The organism is Streptomyces caeruleatus (assembly GCF_001514235.1).
Classification (GTDB): Bacteria; Actinomycetota; Actinomycetes; order Streptomycetales; family Streptomycetaceae; genus Streptomyces; species Streptomyces caeruleatus.
Genome location: NZ_KQ948928.1, coordinates 341020 through 355358, shown reverse-complemented (window position 1 = coordinate 355358; position 14339 = coordinate 341020). Strand labels below are relative to the sequence as shown.

Below are 14339 nucleotides of genomic sequence, written 5' to 3'. Positions count from 1 at the left end.
GGGCACTCGTAGCGTGTTCGCATGAACATGAGCGCTGTGAGGGGTGTGCCGGGTACGCGGGAACGACTGGTCGTGATCGGAGGGGACGCCGCGGGGATGTCCGCGGCGTCGCAGGCGCGGCGCCTCAAGAGCGCCGAGGAGCTGGAGATCGTGGCGTTCGAACGCGGCCACTTCACCTCCTTCTCGGCCTGCGGCATCCCGTACTGGGTGGGCGGCGACGTCGACGACCGCGACCGACTGATCGCCCGTACGGCCGAGGAGCACCGCGCGCGGGACATCGACCTGCGCATGCGGACGGAGGTCGTGGAGATCGACGTGGCCGGCGGGCGGGTACGCGCGCGTGACGTCGAGTCCGGCGACGAGTACTGGACGTCGTACGACAAACTCGTCATCGCGACCGGCGCCCGTCCGATCCGCCCCGACATGCCGGGCGCCGACGCCCCCGGCGTCCACGGCGTGCAGACCCTCGACGACGGCCAGGCCCTCATCGACACGCTGACACGCACGCGTGGCCGCCGCGCGGTGGTGGTCGGCGCCGGCTACATCGGCGTCGAGATGGCCGAGGCGCTCATCAACCGTGGCTACGAGGTGACGGTCGTCAACCGCGGCAGCGAACCCATGTCGACGCTCGACCCCGACATGGGCCGCCTGGTGCACGAGGCCATGGAGGGCCTGGGCATCACCATGGTGAACGACACCGAGGTCACCAAGGTCCTGACCGGCGAGAACGGCCGGGTCCGTGCGGTGGCCACACAGGACGCCGAGTACCCCGCGGACGTCGTCGTCCTGGGTATCGGCGTCCGCCCGGAGACGTCCCTCGCGCGGGCGGCCGGTCTCCCCCTCGGCGACCACGGCGGTCTGCTGACCGACTTGGCCATGCGGGTGCGCGGCCGCGAGAACATCTGGGCGGGCGGCGACTGCGTGGAGGTCCTCGACCTGGTCTCCGGCCGGGAACGCCACATCGCCCTCGGCACCCACGCCAACAAACACGGCCAGGTCATCGGCACGAACGCCGCAGGCGGCTACGCCACGTTCCCCGGCGTCGTCGGCACCGCCGTCAGCAAGGTCTGCGACCTGGAGATCGCCCGCACGGGCCTCCGCGAGAAGGACGCCCGCCGGGCCGGCCTCCAGTACGTCACCGCCACGATCGAGTCCACGAGCCGCGCGGGCTACTACCCGAACTCCTCCCCCATGACGGTCAAGATGCTCGCCGAACGCCGCACAGGCCGCCTGCTGGGCGTGCAGATCGTGGGAAGGGAGGGCGCGGGAAAGAGGGTGGACATCGCGGCGGTGGCCCTCACAGCAGGCATGACGGTGGAACAGATGACGTCCCTGGACCTGGGATACGCCCCACCGTTCTCCCCGGTCTGGGACCCGGTACTGGTGGCAGCCCGCAGGGCGGCGAAGGCAGTGAACACCGGCACTTCATGACGGGCGGCGCCGGCACCCCCCTCAGGGGCGCGGGGCTGTATCGATGTGCGGCTCCGCCGCGCGGGCGCGACAAGCCACACACGGCCCGCACCCGCCGAACACCCCACACCCCCACGGCGACTAGGCGGATCCGTTGATCCTCTCAATGGCCTGCCGAGCCTGCTCAGCCGGCGGCCGCGAAGGCAACGACGACACCGACGCGCTCACACTCGGCGGCATCGCGGCCGCCGCAGCCGGCTGCTCCCCCGCCGGCTTCGCATGCGCAGCCCCCCGCACGGACCGCAACCGATGACTCACCGCCTCGTCCAGCGTCACCGGCCGCTGCATCTGCGCGGCGAGCCGCCCCGCCTCCTGCCCCAGCCGGGCCACGTCTTCCCACGGCAGCCGCACCACCACCGAGAGTTCGGCCTCCCCGTCGGGCAACGCGTGCATCGCAGGAGTAACTCGGTCGTTCATCGCCTGTTCCTCACGTAGACCCCGCGACCCGCCTTCCCCGTGCCGCGGGCGGTTGAGAGGAGATACGCACACCCGGACGGCGACGTTCACCGGTTCGCCGGACGTATCCAGGGCAGAAGAACCTCGTGGTCATCCCCGTCCATGATGTGAACCCGGTGCGCCGCACCCCTTGGGTGACATACGCACTGATCGCCGCGAACGTCCTCGTCTTCCTGTCCACGCCCGGCATAGCCGGATCCGTGGCCGGTGAGAGCGGCCTCGCCCAGACGTGCCATCTGCACGCGTTCCTGGACCATTACGCGGCGGTGCCGAGGGAGTTGGTCCACGACCAGCTGCCGGGCGTGGTCCCCACCGGCGACGTCGCCGTCGGACCGCACGGCCCCGGCTGTGTGGTCGGCCCGCCTGACTACGACAAGTCCCCGGCGCTGTCGGTCTTCACCGCCCTGTTCCTGCACGGCGGTTGGCTGCATCTGCTGGGCAACATGCTGTTCCTGCTGATCTTCGGCAACAACATCGAGGACCGCATGGGCCATGTGCGGTACTTCCTCTTCTACGTCGTCTGCGGCTACGCGGCGTCGTACGGCTTCGCGTTCCTCAACGACGACTCGGCCGACCCGCTGATCGGCGCCTCAGGGGCCATCGCGGGCGTACTGGGCGCCTATCTCGTGCTGTATCCGAGGGCCAGGGTGTGGGTCCTCGTCCCGTTCCTGGTCTTCCTGCCGCTGCGGCTGCCGGCCTGGCTGGTGCTGGGCTTCTGGTTCGTGCTGCAGGCGGTGTACTCGAACGGGGAGGGCGTCTCCGACGCGGGCACCGTGGCGTACGCGGCGCACATCGTGGGCTTCCTGGCCGGGATGGCGCTCGCCTGGCCTCTCAAGCCGGGGACGCCGCCGCCACCGGAGCCGCGCGGCCTGCTGTTCGGCAGGAGGGCGCGGCCCCACACGTGGTGAGCGTCGTCAGCGAGCCGTCTGCGTGTGGACGTACTCGACGAGCCGGGTCAGCGCGTCCGGGTCGGTGGACGGCATGACGCCGTGGCCGAGGTTGAAGACGTGGCCCTCCAGGCCCGCCGCCGCGTCGAGGACCTCGCGGGTCTTGGCCTCGACCGCCTCGGGGGTGGCGAACAGGACGGTCGGGTCGAGGTTGCCCTGGAGCGCCTTGCCGGGGCCGACGCGGCGGGCGGCCTCGTCGAGGGGGACGCGCCAGTCGACGCCGACGACGTCCGCGCCGGCCTCGCCCATGAGGTTCAGAAGCTCGCCGGTGCCGACGCCGAAGTGGATGCGCGGGACGCCGTAACCGGCGACGGCCTCGAAGACCTTCGCCGAGGCCGGCATCACCGAGCGCCGGTAGTCGGCGGGGGCGAGCGAGCCGACCCAGGAGTCGAAGAGCTGGACGGCGGAGGCGCCGGCCTCGATCTGCACCTTGAGGAAGGCGGCCGTGATGTCCGCGAGACGGTCGAGCAGGTCGGCCCAGAGCTCCGGGTCGCCGTACATCATGGCCTTGGAGTTCTCGTACGTGCGGGACGGGCCGCCCTCGACGAGGTAACTCGCGAGGGTGAAAGGGGCGCCGGCGAAACCGATGAGCGGGGTGGCGCCGAGCTCGCGGGTGAGCAGGCCGATGGCCTCGGTGACGTAGGAGACGTCCTCGGGGGTCAGGTCGCGCAGCTGGGCGAGGTCGGCGCGGGTGCGGATCGGGTTCTCGACGACCGGGCCGACGCCGGGCTTGATGTCGAGGTCGATGCCGATGGCCTTGAGGGGGACGACGATGTCGCTGAAGTAGATCGCCGCGTCCACGTCGTGCCTGCGCACGGGCTGGAGGGTGATCTCGGTGACCAGCTCGGGCCGCATGCAGGACTCGAGCATCGGGATGCCCTCGCGCACCTTGCGGTACTCGGGCAGGGAGCGCCCGGCCTGCCGCATGAACCACACCGGCGTGTGCGGCACTGGTTCGCGCCTGCACGCCTTGAGGAAAGCGGAGTCGTACGTGGCGGTCGGCGGCGTCTGGTTGGCACTCACGGGGCCAAGTCTCGCACGGCCGCATCGGGCCCGACGCCGGGGTTGGGGTGTTGTCCGGGTGTCTCTCCCTGCACGAAGGCCCGGTTCCCCTTAATCTTCCCGGCATGGCTGCGGCTCAGGAACGACTGTCGGACGGTACTGGCGGGATGGACGACGCGAAGGACAGCGGGGAGGCGGACCGGCATTCGAAGAGTACGGCTCCGCCGGCGTTCCGTGCGGCGGTCGACGCCCTGCGCGGCAGCCGGCTGCGGCCGCAGATCGAGGTCGAGCAGACCAAGGCGCCCCAGCGGCTGGCTCCGTACGCGTACGCGCTGGAGGCGGCCGTCGTCGACGGCGACGAGGACCTGGCCGACGGCCGGCTGGTGCTGCTGCACGATCCGGCGGGCCACGACGCCTGGCGGGGCTCCTTCCGGCTGGTGACCCTGGTGCGGGCGGAGCTGGAGCCGGAGATGGCCGTCGACCCGCTGCTGCCCGACGTGTGCTGGTCCTGGCTGACCGGTGCGCTCCAGGCGCGCGGGCTGTCGTACGGGGAGCCGAGCGGCACCGTGACGCGGGCGAGCTCCCACTACTTCGGCGGTCTTTCCGAGCGCCCGGCGGCCTCGCAGATCGAGATCCGGGCCTCCTGGACTCCGCGCGAGGGCCTGGGCGGCGTGCCGGACACCGCGGCCCATCTGGCGTCCTGGTGCGATCTGCTCGCCCAGGTCGCGGGGCTGCCGCCGGCGGGTCCTGGGGACGCCTCGGTGGTGACGCTGCCGCAGCGCCGTGACCCGCAGTCCCACTGACCGCTGCTCATAGCTGTCGACGACGTGACACCAGTGACGGTGACTTGACCGTCACTTTGTCGATACGGCCACTTTCGGTCAGGAATCAGTCCATGATCGAACCGTTTTGCTCGCCGAACGATCGACCACGCGTCCGAATTGCCCCGATTGTTACTCACTAAATCGTGATCTTTCCCTAAAGGGCCAGAGGTTTGGTGCCGAAGACGACTGTGACCTTGAAAGCCGTCCCCGCACCCAGGAGGCCTGGTGTCCGTTCTCCTCGAGCAGCCCGCAAGCCTGGTCGCCTACCGCCCGAACAAGCCGACCGCCATGGTGGTCGTGGCCGATCCACGCGTCCGCTCCACCGTCACCCGGCACCTCTGGGCGCTCGGTGTGCGCGACGTCATCGAGGCCTCGTCCATCGCGGAGGCTCGTCCCCGCATCGGCAACCCCCGCGACATCTGTGTCGCCGACGTCCATCTGCCCGACGGCTCCGGCCTGACCCTCCTGTCCGAGACCCGCGCCGCGGGCTGGCCGAACGGCCTCGCCCTGTCCGCGGCCGACGACATCGGTGCCGTACGCAACGCTCTCGCCGGTGGCGTGAAGGGTTACGTCGTCACCGGCACCCGCACCAACGTCGGGCTCCCCACCCGGCCCGGTGCCGCCCCCATCGGCGCCGCCGCCGCCCGTATGCACCGTCGCCACCCGGGTGCCCCGAGCCACCCGGGCGGCTACCGCGAGCTGTCCGGTCGTGAGGTCGAGGTGCTGCGGCTGGTGGCGGAGGGCCAGTCGAACAAGGCCATCGGCGTCTCGATGGGCCTGTCCGCACTGACCGTCAAGAGCCACCTCGCCCGCATCGCCCGCAAGCTCGGCACCGGTGACCGCGCCGGCATGGTCGCCGTGGCCCTGCGGACCGGCATCATCCACTGACGCCGGTCAGCCACCGGCCTCGACCACTTCCCTGACCCCGACCATCCACCGACGTGCACGGGATCGGCCGCCGATCCCGCCCGCGTCCCTCACCTGTCGTGGACCGGATCCTTCACTGGGCCGACTGGTTTACGACCTTCAGGCGCCCGCCGACGGAACGTTCCGTCGGCGGGCGCTGTCCATGTACGGCACCCGGAACGACCCGCCCGGGGCCAAGGCAGGTGAAGATCACTCGCGGGCCGGAGCGGGAGGATGTGAAGATCCGCCAGGCGGGCGGCCAGGGCTGATAGACAGTCGCACTGACGAGCCTCGCCTTCCGGCCGTCACCCTCCTCCCGCCTCGAACGGAGCCGTCATGCCCAAGTCCTTCTCTTCCTTGGCCTCGTGGAGCCTCGCCGCCGCAGCCGCCGCCGCGCTGCTGGTGGGCTGCTCCTCGGAGGCCAAGCTGGCCAAGGACGAGGTGGCGAACTCGGTGGCGGAGAAGCTCGCCGCGCAGACGGGCCAGCCGAAGCCGGACGTCACCTGCCCCGAGGACCTCGCCGGCAAGGTCGGCACCTCGCTGCGCTGCAAGCTCACCGCGACCGACGGCACCAGCTTCGGCGTCACCGTCAAGGTCACCTCCGTCGAGGGCAGCACGATCCACTACGACATCAAGGTCGACGAGACGGCCTCCTGAGCCGGAGCGGGCCCCGCCCGCTGGACCGTTGCGGCGGGCGCGGGGGAAATGTGTGACCGCGAGGTGCGGATTGTGATGGAGCGCCGGGGGGTCGGGCCCACAGAGGGGCCACGGGGGATGCTGGCGCCATGAGTGGAATCGAAGCAGTCCTGTTCCTGCTGGCGTGTGTCGGCGTCGTGGCTCTCGTCGTGTGGGACCGCCGGGGCAAGGCTCGTAAGAGGCGTCAGTCCGAGGAGGCGTCAGCGCTGCTGCGGTCGTTCGCCGAGAGCCGCGGGTGGACCTACGAGGAGGGCGTGCCGAGCCTCGTCGACGCCTACGAGGGGGCCGAGCCGCTCCCGGACAGGGCCAGCAACGTCACGGGAGACAACGTGGTCAGCGGCACGTACCGCGGATTCGGCTTCCGCGCGTTCGAGTACCGCTATTACAACAAGGACGTCGACTCGGAGACGACGCAGGTCATCGTCCACTCCGTCTGGGCCCTGAACCTGGGCGTGGACGTTCCGGACCTGCGGATCTACCGCGACGGCTGGTTCGACACCTTCTATCGGGGACGGGCCATGGAGGTCGGAATCCCCCGGCTCGACAAGGACTTCCACATCGTCTCCCGCGACGAGGAGCGCGCCCGTCCCGTAGTGCTCGGCGGCCTGGCGGAGTTCCTCACCTCCGACCCTCGGGCCTTGGAGCTGCCGCTCCGGCTCCACGACGGTCAGCTGATCACCTCGCGTTCGCGGACCAGGCTGAGCGGTGAGACGTTCGACGAGCCCCTTGAGTATCTCGTCGACGCCGCAGGCCATTTGGGATCCCTGTCGCCCGCCCGTCCTCCGCAGGCGCCGTAGACAGCCGTCCCGAGGCGCACCATGCGGTCGCGCTATGAAGCTTCCTGGTAGGAATCATGTGAGGTCCAGGGCCGGTACCGCTGGGCCTTTGCCATTGGGAGACCCTCTTTGCGTTCTCAACAATCAGGGCACGGACGCGCGTTCGTGCCCGCATGGACGTAGAGGGGGGAGCGGATGGGCCAGTTCGATGTGGAGCCGTCCGAACTGCGGTCGGCTTCCAAGAAGATCAAGGACTCCGTGGGCAAGAGCGACAAGGTGAAGCTGGACGAACTCGGCAAAGCGAGCGGGGACTTCGGCCACGGGGACGCGGCCAAGGAGTTCGGGCAACTGATGGCCACCTGGATGCAGGCCATCAAGAGCCCGATGAAGGAGGACGGGGAGAGCTCGTCGGCCAAGCTGGACGAGAACGCCGCGTCCTACGAGCGCTCCGAGCGGGAGTCCCAGAACCACTTCACCGGGCCCGCGGTCGCCGGCCCGGGCTACTGACGGGGCAGCGATGGCGGCACAACTCGGGTCCACCCGAGACCCGCGCGAACTGATCCCGGGCAACCCGTCGAAGCTCACGGACGACGCGGACAAGCTCGACGGCCACGCGAAGACCCTCGACGGCATCGGGGACGAGCTCGACTCCGTCCGCATTCCCAGCTGGCACGGCCAGGCGAGCGACGCCTTCTGGGAGGACTTCTCGGGCCAGAAGCAGAAGTGGTACCGCGGCTCGGATGCGCTCAGCACGGCCGCGGAAGCACTGCGGGGCTACGCCAGGGCCCTCGCGTGGGCCCAGGGGCAGGCGGAAGAGGCCATCCGGCTGTACGACGGCGGCGACGAGAGCGGCGGCGAGCAGCTGCTGGAGTCGGCGCGCGCCCATGTCGAGGCCGAGGGCGACACGGCGGCCGAGAAGTTCAAGGCGCAGGGCGGCGAGGGCGACAACGCGCCCGACTGGCTCTTCTGGGCCTCCGAGGCGACGCAGGACGACACCGGCGCGACGTCCAGGAAGATTCAGCGCGCCGAGCTGGAACGGGCACCCGAGACAAGGCCCGTCGGGGCCTGGGGCGACCACAAGAACATGACGCAGGCGGAGCGGGAGGCACTGCGCGAGGGCAAGGGTCCGGGCGTCACCGTGGCCGGCCCGTCCGTCACCGCCGACGCCAAGGTGTGGGGCGCCGAGGCCAAGGGCCGCGGTGAGTTCGCGGGCGGCGAGGTCTCCGGCAAGGCCGGCGTCAACCTCCTCGGCGTCGACGCCTCCGCCGGGGTGGGCCTCGTGGACGGGAACGCCACCGCGCAGGCGTCCGGCAAGGCCTATCTCGCCCAGGCCACGGCCGAGGGCAAGTACGGGGTCGGCGTCTTCGAGGCGTCCGGCAAGGGCGAGGCGTACGTGGGCGCCGAGGCCGGCGTCAAGGGCTCCATCGGCACGGACGGCGTCCACGTCGGCGGCGAGGCCTTCGCCGGTGCCAAGGCCACCGCGGAGGGACACGCCTCCGTCGCCGGTGTCGGCGTCGGCGGCACGGCGGAGGCGTGGGCCGGGGCCGGCGCCGAGGCCCACTTCGACGCCGGGATGAAGGACGGCAAGATCGTCATCGGCGGCGACCTCGGTGTCGGCCTGGGCGTGGGCGGCAAGCTCGGCGCCCAGATCGAGATCGACCCGGGCAAGGTCACCGACGCGGCCGGAGACGCGGTCGACGCGATCGGGGACTGGTTCGACTGACCGCCGCGGGGAACCCCGCCGGGGGCGTCCCCGCCGAGGGCGCCCCGCCGTCTCCTCTCCCCTCCGTCCACGTCCCCCTCGCTTCCCGTTCCCGTACCGTCGGAACCCGTACCGCAAGGAGTTGATCCACCATGCCGGGCACACTTCCGGTCCCGCTCGAAATCGAGCTCCCGCAAGGCTGGCAGTCGGCGCCCCCGGAGGAGGTCGGCGCCCCGCACGCCGCCTTCGTCGCCCTGCACATGGCCTCCCGGGGCCAGGGCTTCGTGCCGAACATCACCGTCACCGGCCACCGCCTCGACGGCTCGTCGAGCCTGCACGGCCTCGCCGAGGAGTCGGTACGGCGGCTGCGCGAGAACGTCGGCGCCGTCGAGGTCGTCAAGCGCACCGAGGTCGGCACCTCGCCCGCGCCGGGCCTCATCGACGCCCCGGGGATCGTGCAGAACCTGCGCATCCAGGCCACCGTCAACGGGCAGCCGATGGAGCTCGCGCAGAGCCAGTTCCTCCTGGTGCTGCAGAGCGAGCGGCAGCGCGGCGAACGCGCCGAGATCGAGATCGCCCTGACCGCGCGGACGAGCCAGCTCCAGGACGTCCTGACGGACTTCCAGTCCTTCATCTCGACCCTGCGCCCCGCCTCCCCCTCCTCGGAGGGCTAGGGGGTGTTTTGAAAGTCCCGCACAGCACCCACGGCGCCCGGCACGCACCCTCGCCGCACCGGCCAAAGGCCCAAGTAGCTCCGCTACGAGGGCCTTCGTCCGGCACGCCGAGGGCACGCACCGGACACCGCAGGCACCGCACTGGACTTTCAAAACACCCCCTAGTCCCCACGTGGCCGAGAAGCATCGGTGGGCCGTGGGACACGGCCGGAGGTGTTTGCGCAGGTCAGCGCCAACGTGTCCAGAAGGCGCAGGTCAGGCGGTCAGCCTTGCGGATACCCTTGACAGGTGACCGACGCCCAAGACACCGCAGCAGACAGTTCACTGCGAACCACCGGAGGCGCCCCTCCGGACGACGGCGGATCTTCTGTTACGGAGGCGCCGATCCCTTTGCTGGAGCCCCGCGAGGGCATTCCGCCCGTGATCGCGGACGAGGCCGCGCTCGCCGAGGTGATCGCCGAGTTCAGCGCCGGCTCCGGTCCCGTCGCCGTGGACGCCGAACGCGCGTCCGGCTACCGATACGGCCAGCGCGCGTATCTGGTGCAGCTGCGCCGCGAGGGGGCGGGGTCGGCGCTGATCGATCCCGTCGCCTGCCCCGACCTCTCGGGCCTCGGCGAGGCGCTCTCCGGTGTGGAGTGGGTGCTGCACGCGGCCACCCAGGATCTTCCCTGTCTGCGGGAGATAGGCATGCTGCCGAGCCGGCTGTTCGACACCGAGCTGGCCGGGCGGCTCGCCGGGTTCCCCCGGGTCGGCCTCGGCGCGATGGTCGAGAGCGTGCTCGGGTTCGTCCTGGAGAAGGGCCACTCGGCCGTCGACTGGTCGACCCGCCCGCTGCCCGAGCCCTGGCTGCGGTATGCGGCGCTGGACGTCGAGCTGCTCGTCGATCTGCGTGACGCGCTGGAGAAGGAGCTGGACCGGCAGGGCAAGCTGGAGTGGGCGCAGCAGGAGTTCGACGCGATTGCGGCCGCGCCGCCTGCCGAACCGCGCAAGGACCCCTGGCGGCGCACGTCCGGCATGCACAAGGTGCGGCGGCGTCGGCAGCTGGGCGTGGTGCGGGAGCTGTGGCAGACGCGGGACCGGATCGCGCAGAAGCGGGACGTGTCGCCGGGCAAGGTGCTGTCCGACGCGGCGATCGTGGAGGCCTCGCTCGCCCTGCCCGCGAACGCGCATGCCCTGGCCGCGCTGAACGGGTTCGGGCATCGGATGGGCCGGCGGCAGCTGGAGCAGTGGCAGGCCGCGGTGGATCGTGCGAAGGCTTTGAGCGAGGCGCAGTTGCCGGCGCCGGGGCAGCCTGTTACCGGGCCGCCGCCGCCCCGTGCCTGGGCCGACAAGGATCCTGCTGCGGCGGCTCGGCTCTCCGCGGCTCGGGCTGCGGTGTCGGCGTTGGCGGAGCAGCTCAATATGCCGCAGGAGAACCTGATCACGCCGGATACGGTGCGGCGGGTTTGCTGGGAGCCGCCGAAGGTTGTCGACGCCGGGTCGGTTGCGGAGGCGCTGGCTGGCTACGGTGCTCGGGCCTGGCAGGTTGAGCAGGTCACGCCGGTTTTGGTTGCTGCCTTGTGCGCCTAGTCGCCGTAGGAGGTTCTCTCGTACGGCGACTACGGGTCGGCTGTGGTTGCTCGCGCAGTTCCCCGCGCCCCTACAAGCACCTCACCTCGTCGCACCTTGCATGAAGCCGTTGTAGATGAATCGTTGCAGCAGCAGGAAGACGATCAAGGTCGGCAGGATCACCAGGACCGCTCCTGCCGAGATCGTTTCCCAGTGGGCGCCGAAGGGGCCCTTGAAGCGGAACAGGGACGTCGAGATCACGCCAAGATCTTCCGAGGGCATGTAGAGGAACGGGATGTAGAAGTCGTTGTAGGTGGTGATGCCCTTGACGATCACCACTGTCGCGACGGCCGGTTTCAGGAGCGGGAAGATGATCCTGCGGTAGATCGTGAACGCGTTGGCGCCGTCCAGGCGGGCCGCCTCGTCCAGGGACGTCGGGATCGAGCGGACGAACTGCAGGAAGATGTAGATCGAGACGATGTCCGTGCCCATGTAGAGGACGATCGGCGCCCAGAGGCTGTCGAACATGCCGAAGCTGTTGACGATCTGGAAGGTCGCCACCTGGGTGGTGACGCCGGGGACCAGGGCGGCGACCAGGAACAGGGCCACGACCAGCTTCTTGAAGCGGAACGTGAAGCGGTCGATGGCGTACGCCGTCATCGAGCCGATGAGGACCGTGCCGCCGATGGCGAAGAGCAGGATGACCGCCGTGTTGGCGAAGGCCGAGAGCATTCGGCCGTCCTCGAACGCCGTCGCGTAGTTGTGGAAGTTCAGCGGGTTGCCGGGGAGGGCCAGGGCTCCGCTGTCGTCCGCCATCTCCCGCTCGGACTTCAGCGAGGTCAGGACCACGGCTGCCAGGGGCAGCAGGACCACCACCGTCGCGGCGATCAGGGACAGGTACACCAGCGTGCGGGCCAGCGCGTGGCGGGTCATGCGAGGTCCACCTTGTCGTCGGGGACGAGGCGGCGCTGCACCCAGGTCACCGCCAGGACGATCAGCAGCAGGACGACCGCGGCAGCCGAGGCGAGCCCCGTCTTGTTGAACTGGAAGGCCAGCTTCACGGTCTGGATCACGAAGGTCTCGGTGCCGGTCGCCCCGCCGGTCATGATGTACGGGATCTCGAAGACCGAGAGCGAGCCGGAGATCGAGAGGATCACCGTCAGGCTCAGGACCGGCTTGATGCCGGGGGCGATGATGTAGCGGAACTGGTGCCAGCGGTTCGCGCCGTCCAGTTCGGCCGCCTCGTACAGCTCCCCCGGGATCGACTGGATCGCGCCGAGGAAGAGGACGAAGTTCAGGCCCAGGTAGCGCCAGACGGAGACGGCGGCGAGGGAGGTGTTCGCCGACTCCGGTGTGCCGAGCCAGGCGCGGTCCGTCTCCACGCCGAAGAGGCCGAGGACCGAGTCGAGGGTGCCGCCGTCCTGGAAGAAGTAGAGGAAGACGAAGCCGATCGCGACTCCGTTGATCAGGTACGGGAAGAACAGCACGCCCTTGAAGAAGTTCCGGAAGCGGACGTTGAAGCTCAGGATCGTGGCGAAGTAGAGGGCGGCGACGATCTGGAAGACCGAGGCCGCCAGGTAGTAGCCGCTGACCCAGAAGACCTCGAACAGGTCGGAGCGGGTGAAGAGTTCGGCGTAGTTCTCGGCGCCCGTGTAGTGCAGCTCGGGGCTGACGCCGTCCCAGTCGGTGAAGCTGTACGCGACCATGTTGGCGATCGGCGCGTAGGTGAAGACGATCAGCAGGGCGAGCGGCGCGAGCAGGAAGAGCCAGGGCGTGGCCCCGCGCCACAGACGTGCCGGGCGCGGGGCGGGGGCTGGTTCGAGGGCGGCGCCCACCGCCCCCGTGGGGGCCTTGACGACCCCCTTCTCGGTCGTCGTGTCCGTCATCAGGACCCCAGTGACTGCTGGGTCTCGGTCCACTTCCCGCCGAGGTCGTTCAGGAAGCCGTCCAGGTCGCCCTTGGTGGCGCCGCGGGCGAGGTCGACGAGGTCCTGGCGGTAGTCGGGCTTGTAGATGCCGATCTCGGACTGGTTGTCGATGGACTTCACCACGGCGCCCTTGGTGTCGTCGAGGTCGAGGATCTTCACCCCCGCCTCCTCGTACGGCTTCATGATGGTGGGCAGCGGCGCGGACTTGAGCGGGGACAGGGCGAGGTTGTCGGCCGCGTAGCCGGACTTGTCGGTGAACCAGTCGAGCCAGGCGCGGGCCGCCTCCTTGTGCTCGGAGTGGATGTTGACGGCCTGGTTGTAGTCGGGCTGGGCCGTCGCGCAGAAGGTGCCGTCCTTCTGGGCGGGGAAGGGCATGAGCCCGATGTCGTCCGGGTCGGTGCCGGCCTGCCTCGCCGCGGCCTGCATCTGGATGACCGCCCAGGAGCCGAGCCACATCGTGGCGATCTCCCCCTTGGCCAGCTTGGGCTTGGACGCCTCCCAGTTGGTGGTCGTCGGGTCCTTCTCGACGAGCCCCTCGTGGACGATGTCGTAGAGCAGTGTGTCGGCGGTCCGGACGTCGGCGCCCTGGGCCCACGGGTCGCCCTCGGCGAGCTTCGTGGTGGCCTGCTCGTCGCAGCTGACCGAGCCGTTGACCTGCGTCCACTGGGTCAGCGGCCACATGTCCTTGAAGTTGGTGTAGTACGGGATCGCCTCGGTCCTCGACCTGATCGCCTTCAGGTCGTCGAGGAACTCCGCCGGTGTGGTCGGCCAGTCGGTGACTCCGGCCTCCTGCCAGACCTTCTTGTTGTAGATGAAGCCGGGGACCGCGCCGAGCGGGCTCTGGCCGTAGACCTTGCCGTCCACGGTGGTGTAGTCGGTGAAGCGGTACTCCTTGCTCCGCTCGGCCTGAGTGCCGAGCGCCGCGAAGAACTTGGGGTAGTCCTTCTTCTCGATCACCGCGGGGATCATGAGGACGTCGCCGTAGTTCTCCGTGTTCATACGGATCTTGACTTCGCCCTCGTAGTCGGTGATGGCGTCGAACTCGACCTTCACCTTGGGATACGTCTTGTTGAACTCGGCGGCGTACTTCTTCATCGTGCCGTCCTGCACGAGGTCGGTGCGATGGGTGAGGACGGTGATGGTGCCGCTCACCTTCGACGGGTCGTCGGCCGCCTTGGCGTCGGCGCCCTGTGAGCTTCCTCCGGTGCCGGTGCACGCCGAGAGCAGCAGGGCACCCGTGGCGGCGGCGAGGACTGTACGGCGGTTCATGTGCGTCAGCTCCGTTCTGGGGACGGAAGAGCACGAGCGGGTTGGCTGGTTCCGTACTCTGACAACGTTTTCTTAACCGGTAAAGTCCGTATCTCGCCAACGATGCCAAATTCCGTCCCAGCACTGGGATGAATCGGTTTAG

Annotated in this window: 15 protein-coding genes; 10 read left to right on the top strand and 5 right to left on the bottom strand. The window is 69.8% G+C overall.

The window, feature by feature from the left end:
• The first annotated feature begins 21 nt into the window (after positions 1-21).
• Positions 22-1431 carry an FAD-dependent oxidoreductase gene (locus tag AQJ67_RS17055; protein ID WP_062719616.1) on the top strand — a complete coding sequence of 470 codons (1410 nt, stop codon included), beginning with the start codon at positions 22-24 and terminating at the stop codon, positions 1429-1431.
• A gap of 120 nt (positions 1432-1551) precedes the next feature.
• On the opposite strand, the gene AQJ67_RS17050 is transcribed toward AQJ67_RS17055, so the two are convergent.
• On the bottom strand, positions 1552-1887 hold the full coding sequence (locus AQJ67_RS17050; RefSeq protein ID WP_079056000.1) for a hypothetical protein: 336 nt from the start codon (positions 1885-1887) through the stop codon (positions 1552-1554).
• Positions 1888-2012: 125 nt separating this feature from the next.
• Between AQJ67_RS17050 and AQJ67_RS17045 the strand changes: the two genes are divergently transcribed.
• A complete protein-coding gene (locus AQJ67_RS17045) occupies positions 2013-2834 on the top strand; it encodes a rhomboid family intramembrane serine protease (RefSeq protein ID WP_062719614.1) in 822 nt (273 codons plus the stop codon).
• 6 nt (positions 2835-2840) lie between these two features.
• Here the strand turns inward: AQJ67_RS17045 and hemE are convergent, their stop codons facing one another.
• Positions 2841-3896, bottom strand: a complete 1056-nt coding sequence (gene hemE, locus AQJ67_RS17040; protein ID WP_062719613.1) for a uroporphyrinogen decarboxylase — start codon at positions 3894-3896, stop codon at positions 2841-2843.
• Between the two features lie 104 nt (positions 3897-4000).
• Here hemE and AQJ67_RS17035 point away from each other — a divergent pair, with 104 nt between their 5' ends.
• The 8 genes from AQJ67_RS17035 (at position 4001) to AQJ67_RS17000 (ending at position 11022) form a co-directional block, all read left to right on the top strand.
• A complete protein-coding gene (locus tag AQJ67_RS17035; protein ID WP_079055999.1) occupies positions 4001-4678 on the top strand; it encodes a DUF3000 domain-containing protein in 678 nt (225 codons plus the stop codon).
• 246 nt (positions 4679-4924) lie between these two features.
• A complete protein-coding gene (locus AQJ67_RS17030) occupies positions 4925-5587 on the top strand; it encodes a response regulator transcription factor (protein WP_003997051.1) in 663 nt (220 codons plus the stop codon).
• 354 nt (positions 5588-5941) lie between these two features.
• Complete coding sequence (locus AQJ67_RS17025) at positions 5942-6262, top strand: DUF4333 domain-containing protein (RefSeq protein WP_062719611.1); 321 nt, start codon at positions 5942-5944, stop codon at positions 6260-6262.
• Between the two features lie 128 nt (positions 6263-6390).
• The gene (locus AQJ67_RS17020; protein WP_062719610.1) at positions 6391-7098 is read left to right on the top strand and encodes a hypothetical protein; all 708 of its coding nucleotides are present in this window, start codon (positions 6391-6393) and stop codon (positions 7096-7098) included.
• A gap of 174 nt (positions 7099-7272) precedes the next feature.
• The gene (locus tag AQJ67_RS17015) at positions 7273-7584 is read left to right on the top strand and encodes a WXG100 family type VII secretion target (RefSeq protein ID WP_062719609.1); all 312 of its coding nucleotides are present in this window, start codon (positions 7273-7275) and stop codon (positions 7582-7584) included.
• Between the two features lie 10 nt (positions 7585-7594).
• Positions 7595-8800, top strand: a complete 1206-nt coding sequence (locus AQJ67_RS47675) for a putative T7SS-secreted protein (RefSeq protein ID WP_062719608.1) — start codon at positions 7595-7597, stop codon at positions 8798-8800.
• A 131-nt stretch (positions 8801-8931) separates the two neighbouring features.
• On the top strand, positions 8932-9453 hold the full coding sequence (locus tag AQJ67_RS17005) for a hypothetical protein (RefSeq protein ID WP_062719607.1): 522 nt from the start codon (positions 8932-8934) through the stop codon (positions 9451-9453).
• Between the two features lie 288 nt (positions 9454-9741).
• Positions 9742-11022 (top strand): ribonuclease D, encoded by a 1281-nt coding sequence (locus AQJ67_RS17000; RefSeq protein WP_079055998.1) that lies wholly within the window; start codon positions 9742-9744, stop codon positions 11020-11022.
• 81 nt (positions 11023-11103) lie between these two features.
• Here AQJ67_RS17000 and AQJ67_RS16995 read toward each other — a convergent pair whose 3' ends face one another.
• From AQJ67_RS16995 to AQJ67_RS16985, 3 genes are read right to left on the bottom strand one after another with little or no spacing between them, the layout of a single operon-like run.
• Positions 11104-11934 carry a carbohydrate ABC transporter permease gene (locus AQJ67_RS16995; RefSeq protein ID WP_062719605.1) on the bottom strand — a complete coding sequence of 277 codons (831 nt, stop codon included), beginning with the start codon at positions 11932-11934 and terminating at the stop codon, positions 11104-11106.
• Positions 11931-12887: a carbohydrate ABC transporter permease gene (locus AQJ67_RS16990; protein WP_107122898.1), complete on the bottom strand. Its 957-nt coding sequence runs from the start codon at positions 12885-12887 to the stop codon at positions 11931-11933. Before AQJ67_RS16990 ends, AQJ67_RS16995 begins: the two co-directional genes overlap by 4 nt.
• On the bottom strand, positions 12887-14197 hold the full coding sequence (locus AQJ67_RS16985; RefSeq protein ID WP_062719604.1) for an ABC transporter substrate-binding protein: 1311 nt from the start codon (positions 14195-14197) through the stop codon (positions 12887-12889). The genes AQJ67_RS16990 and AQJ67_RS16985 overlap by 1 nt, the downstream gene beginning before the upstream one ends.
• Positions 14198-14339 lie beyond the last annotated feature (142 nt).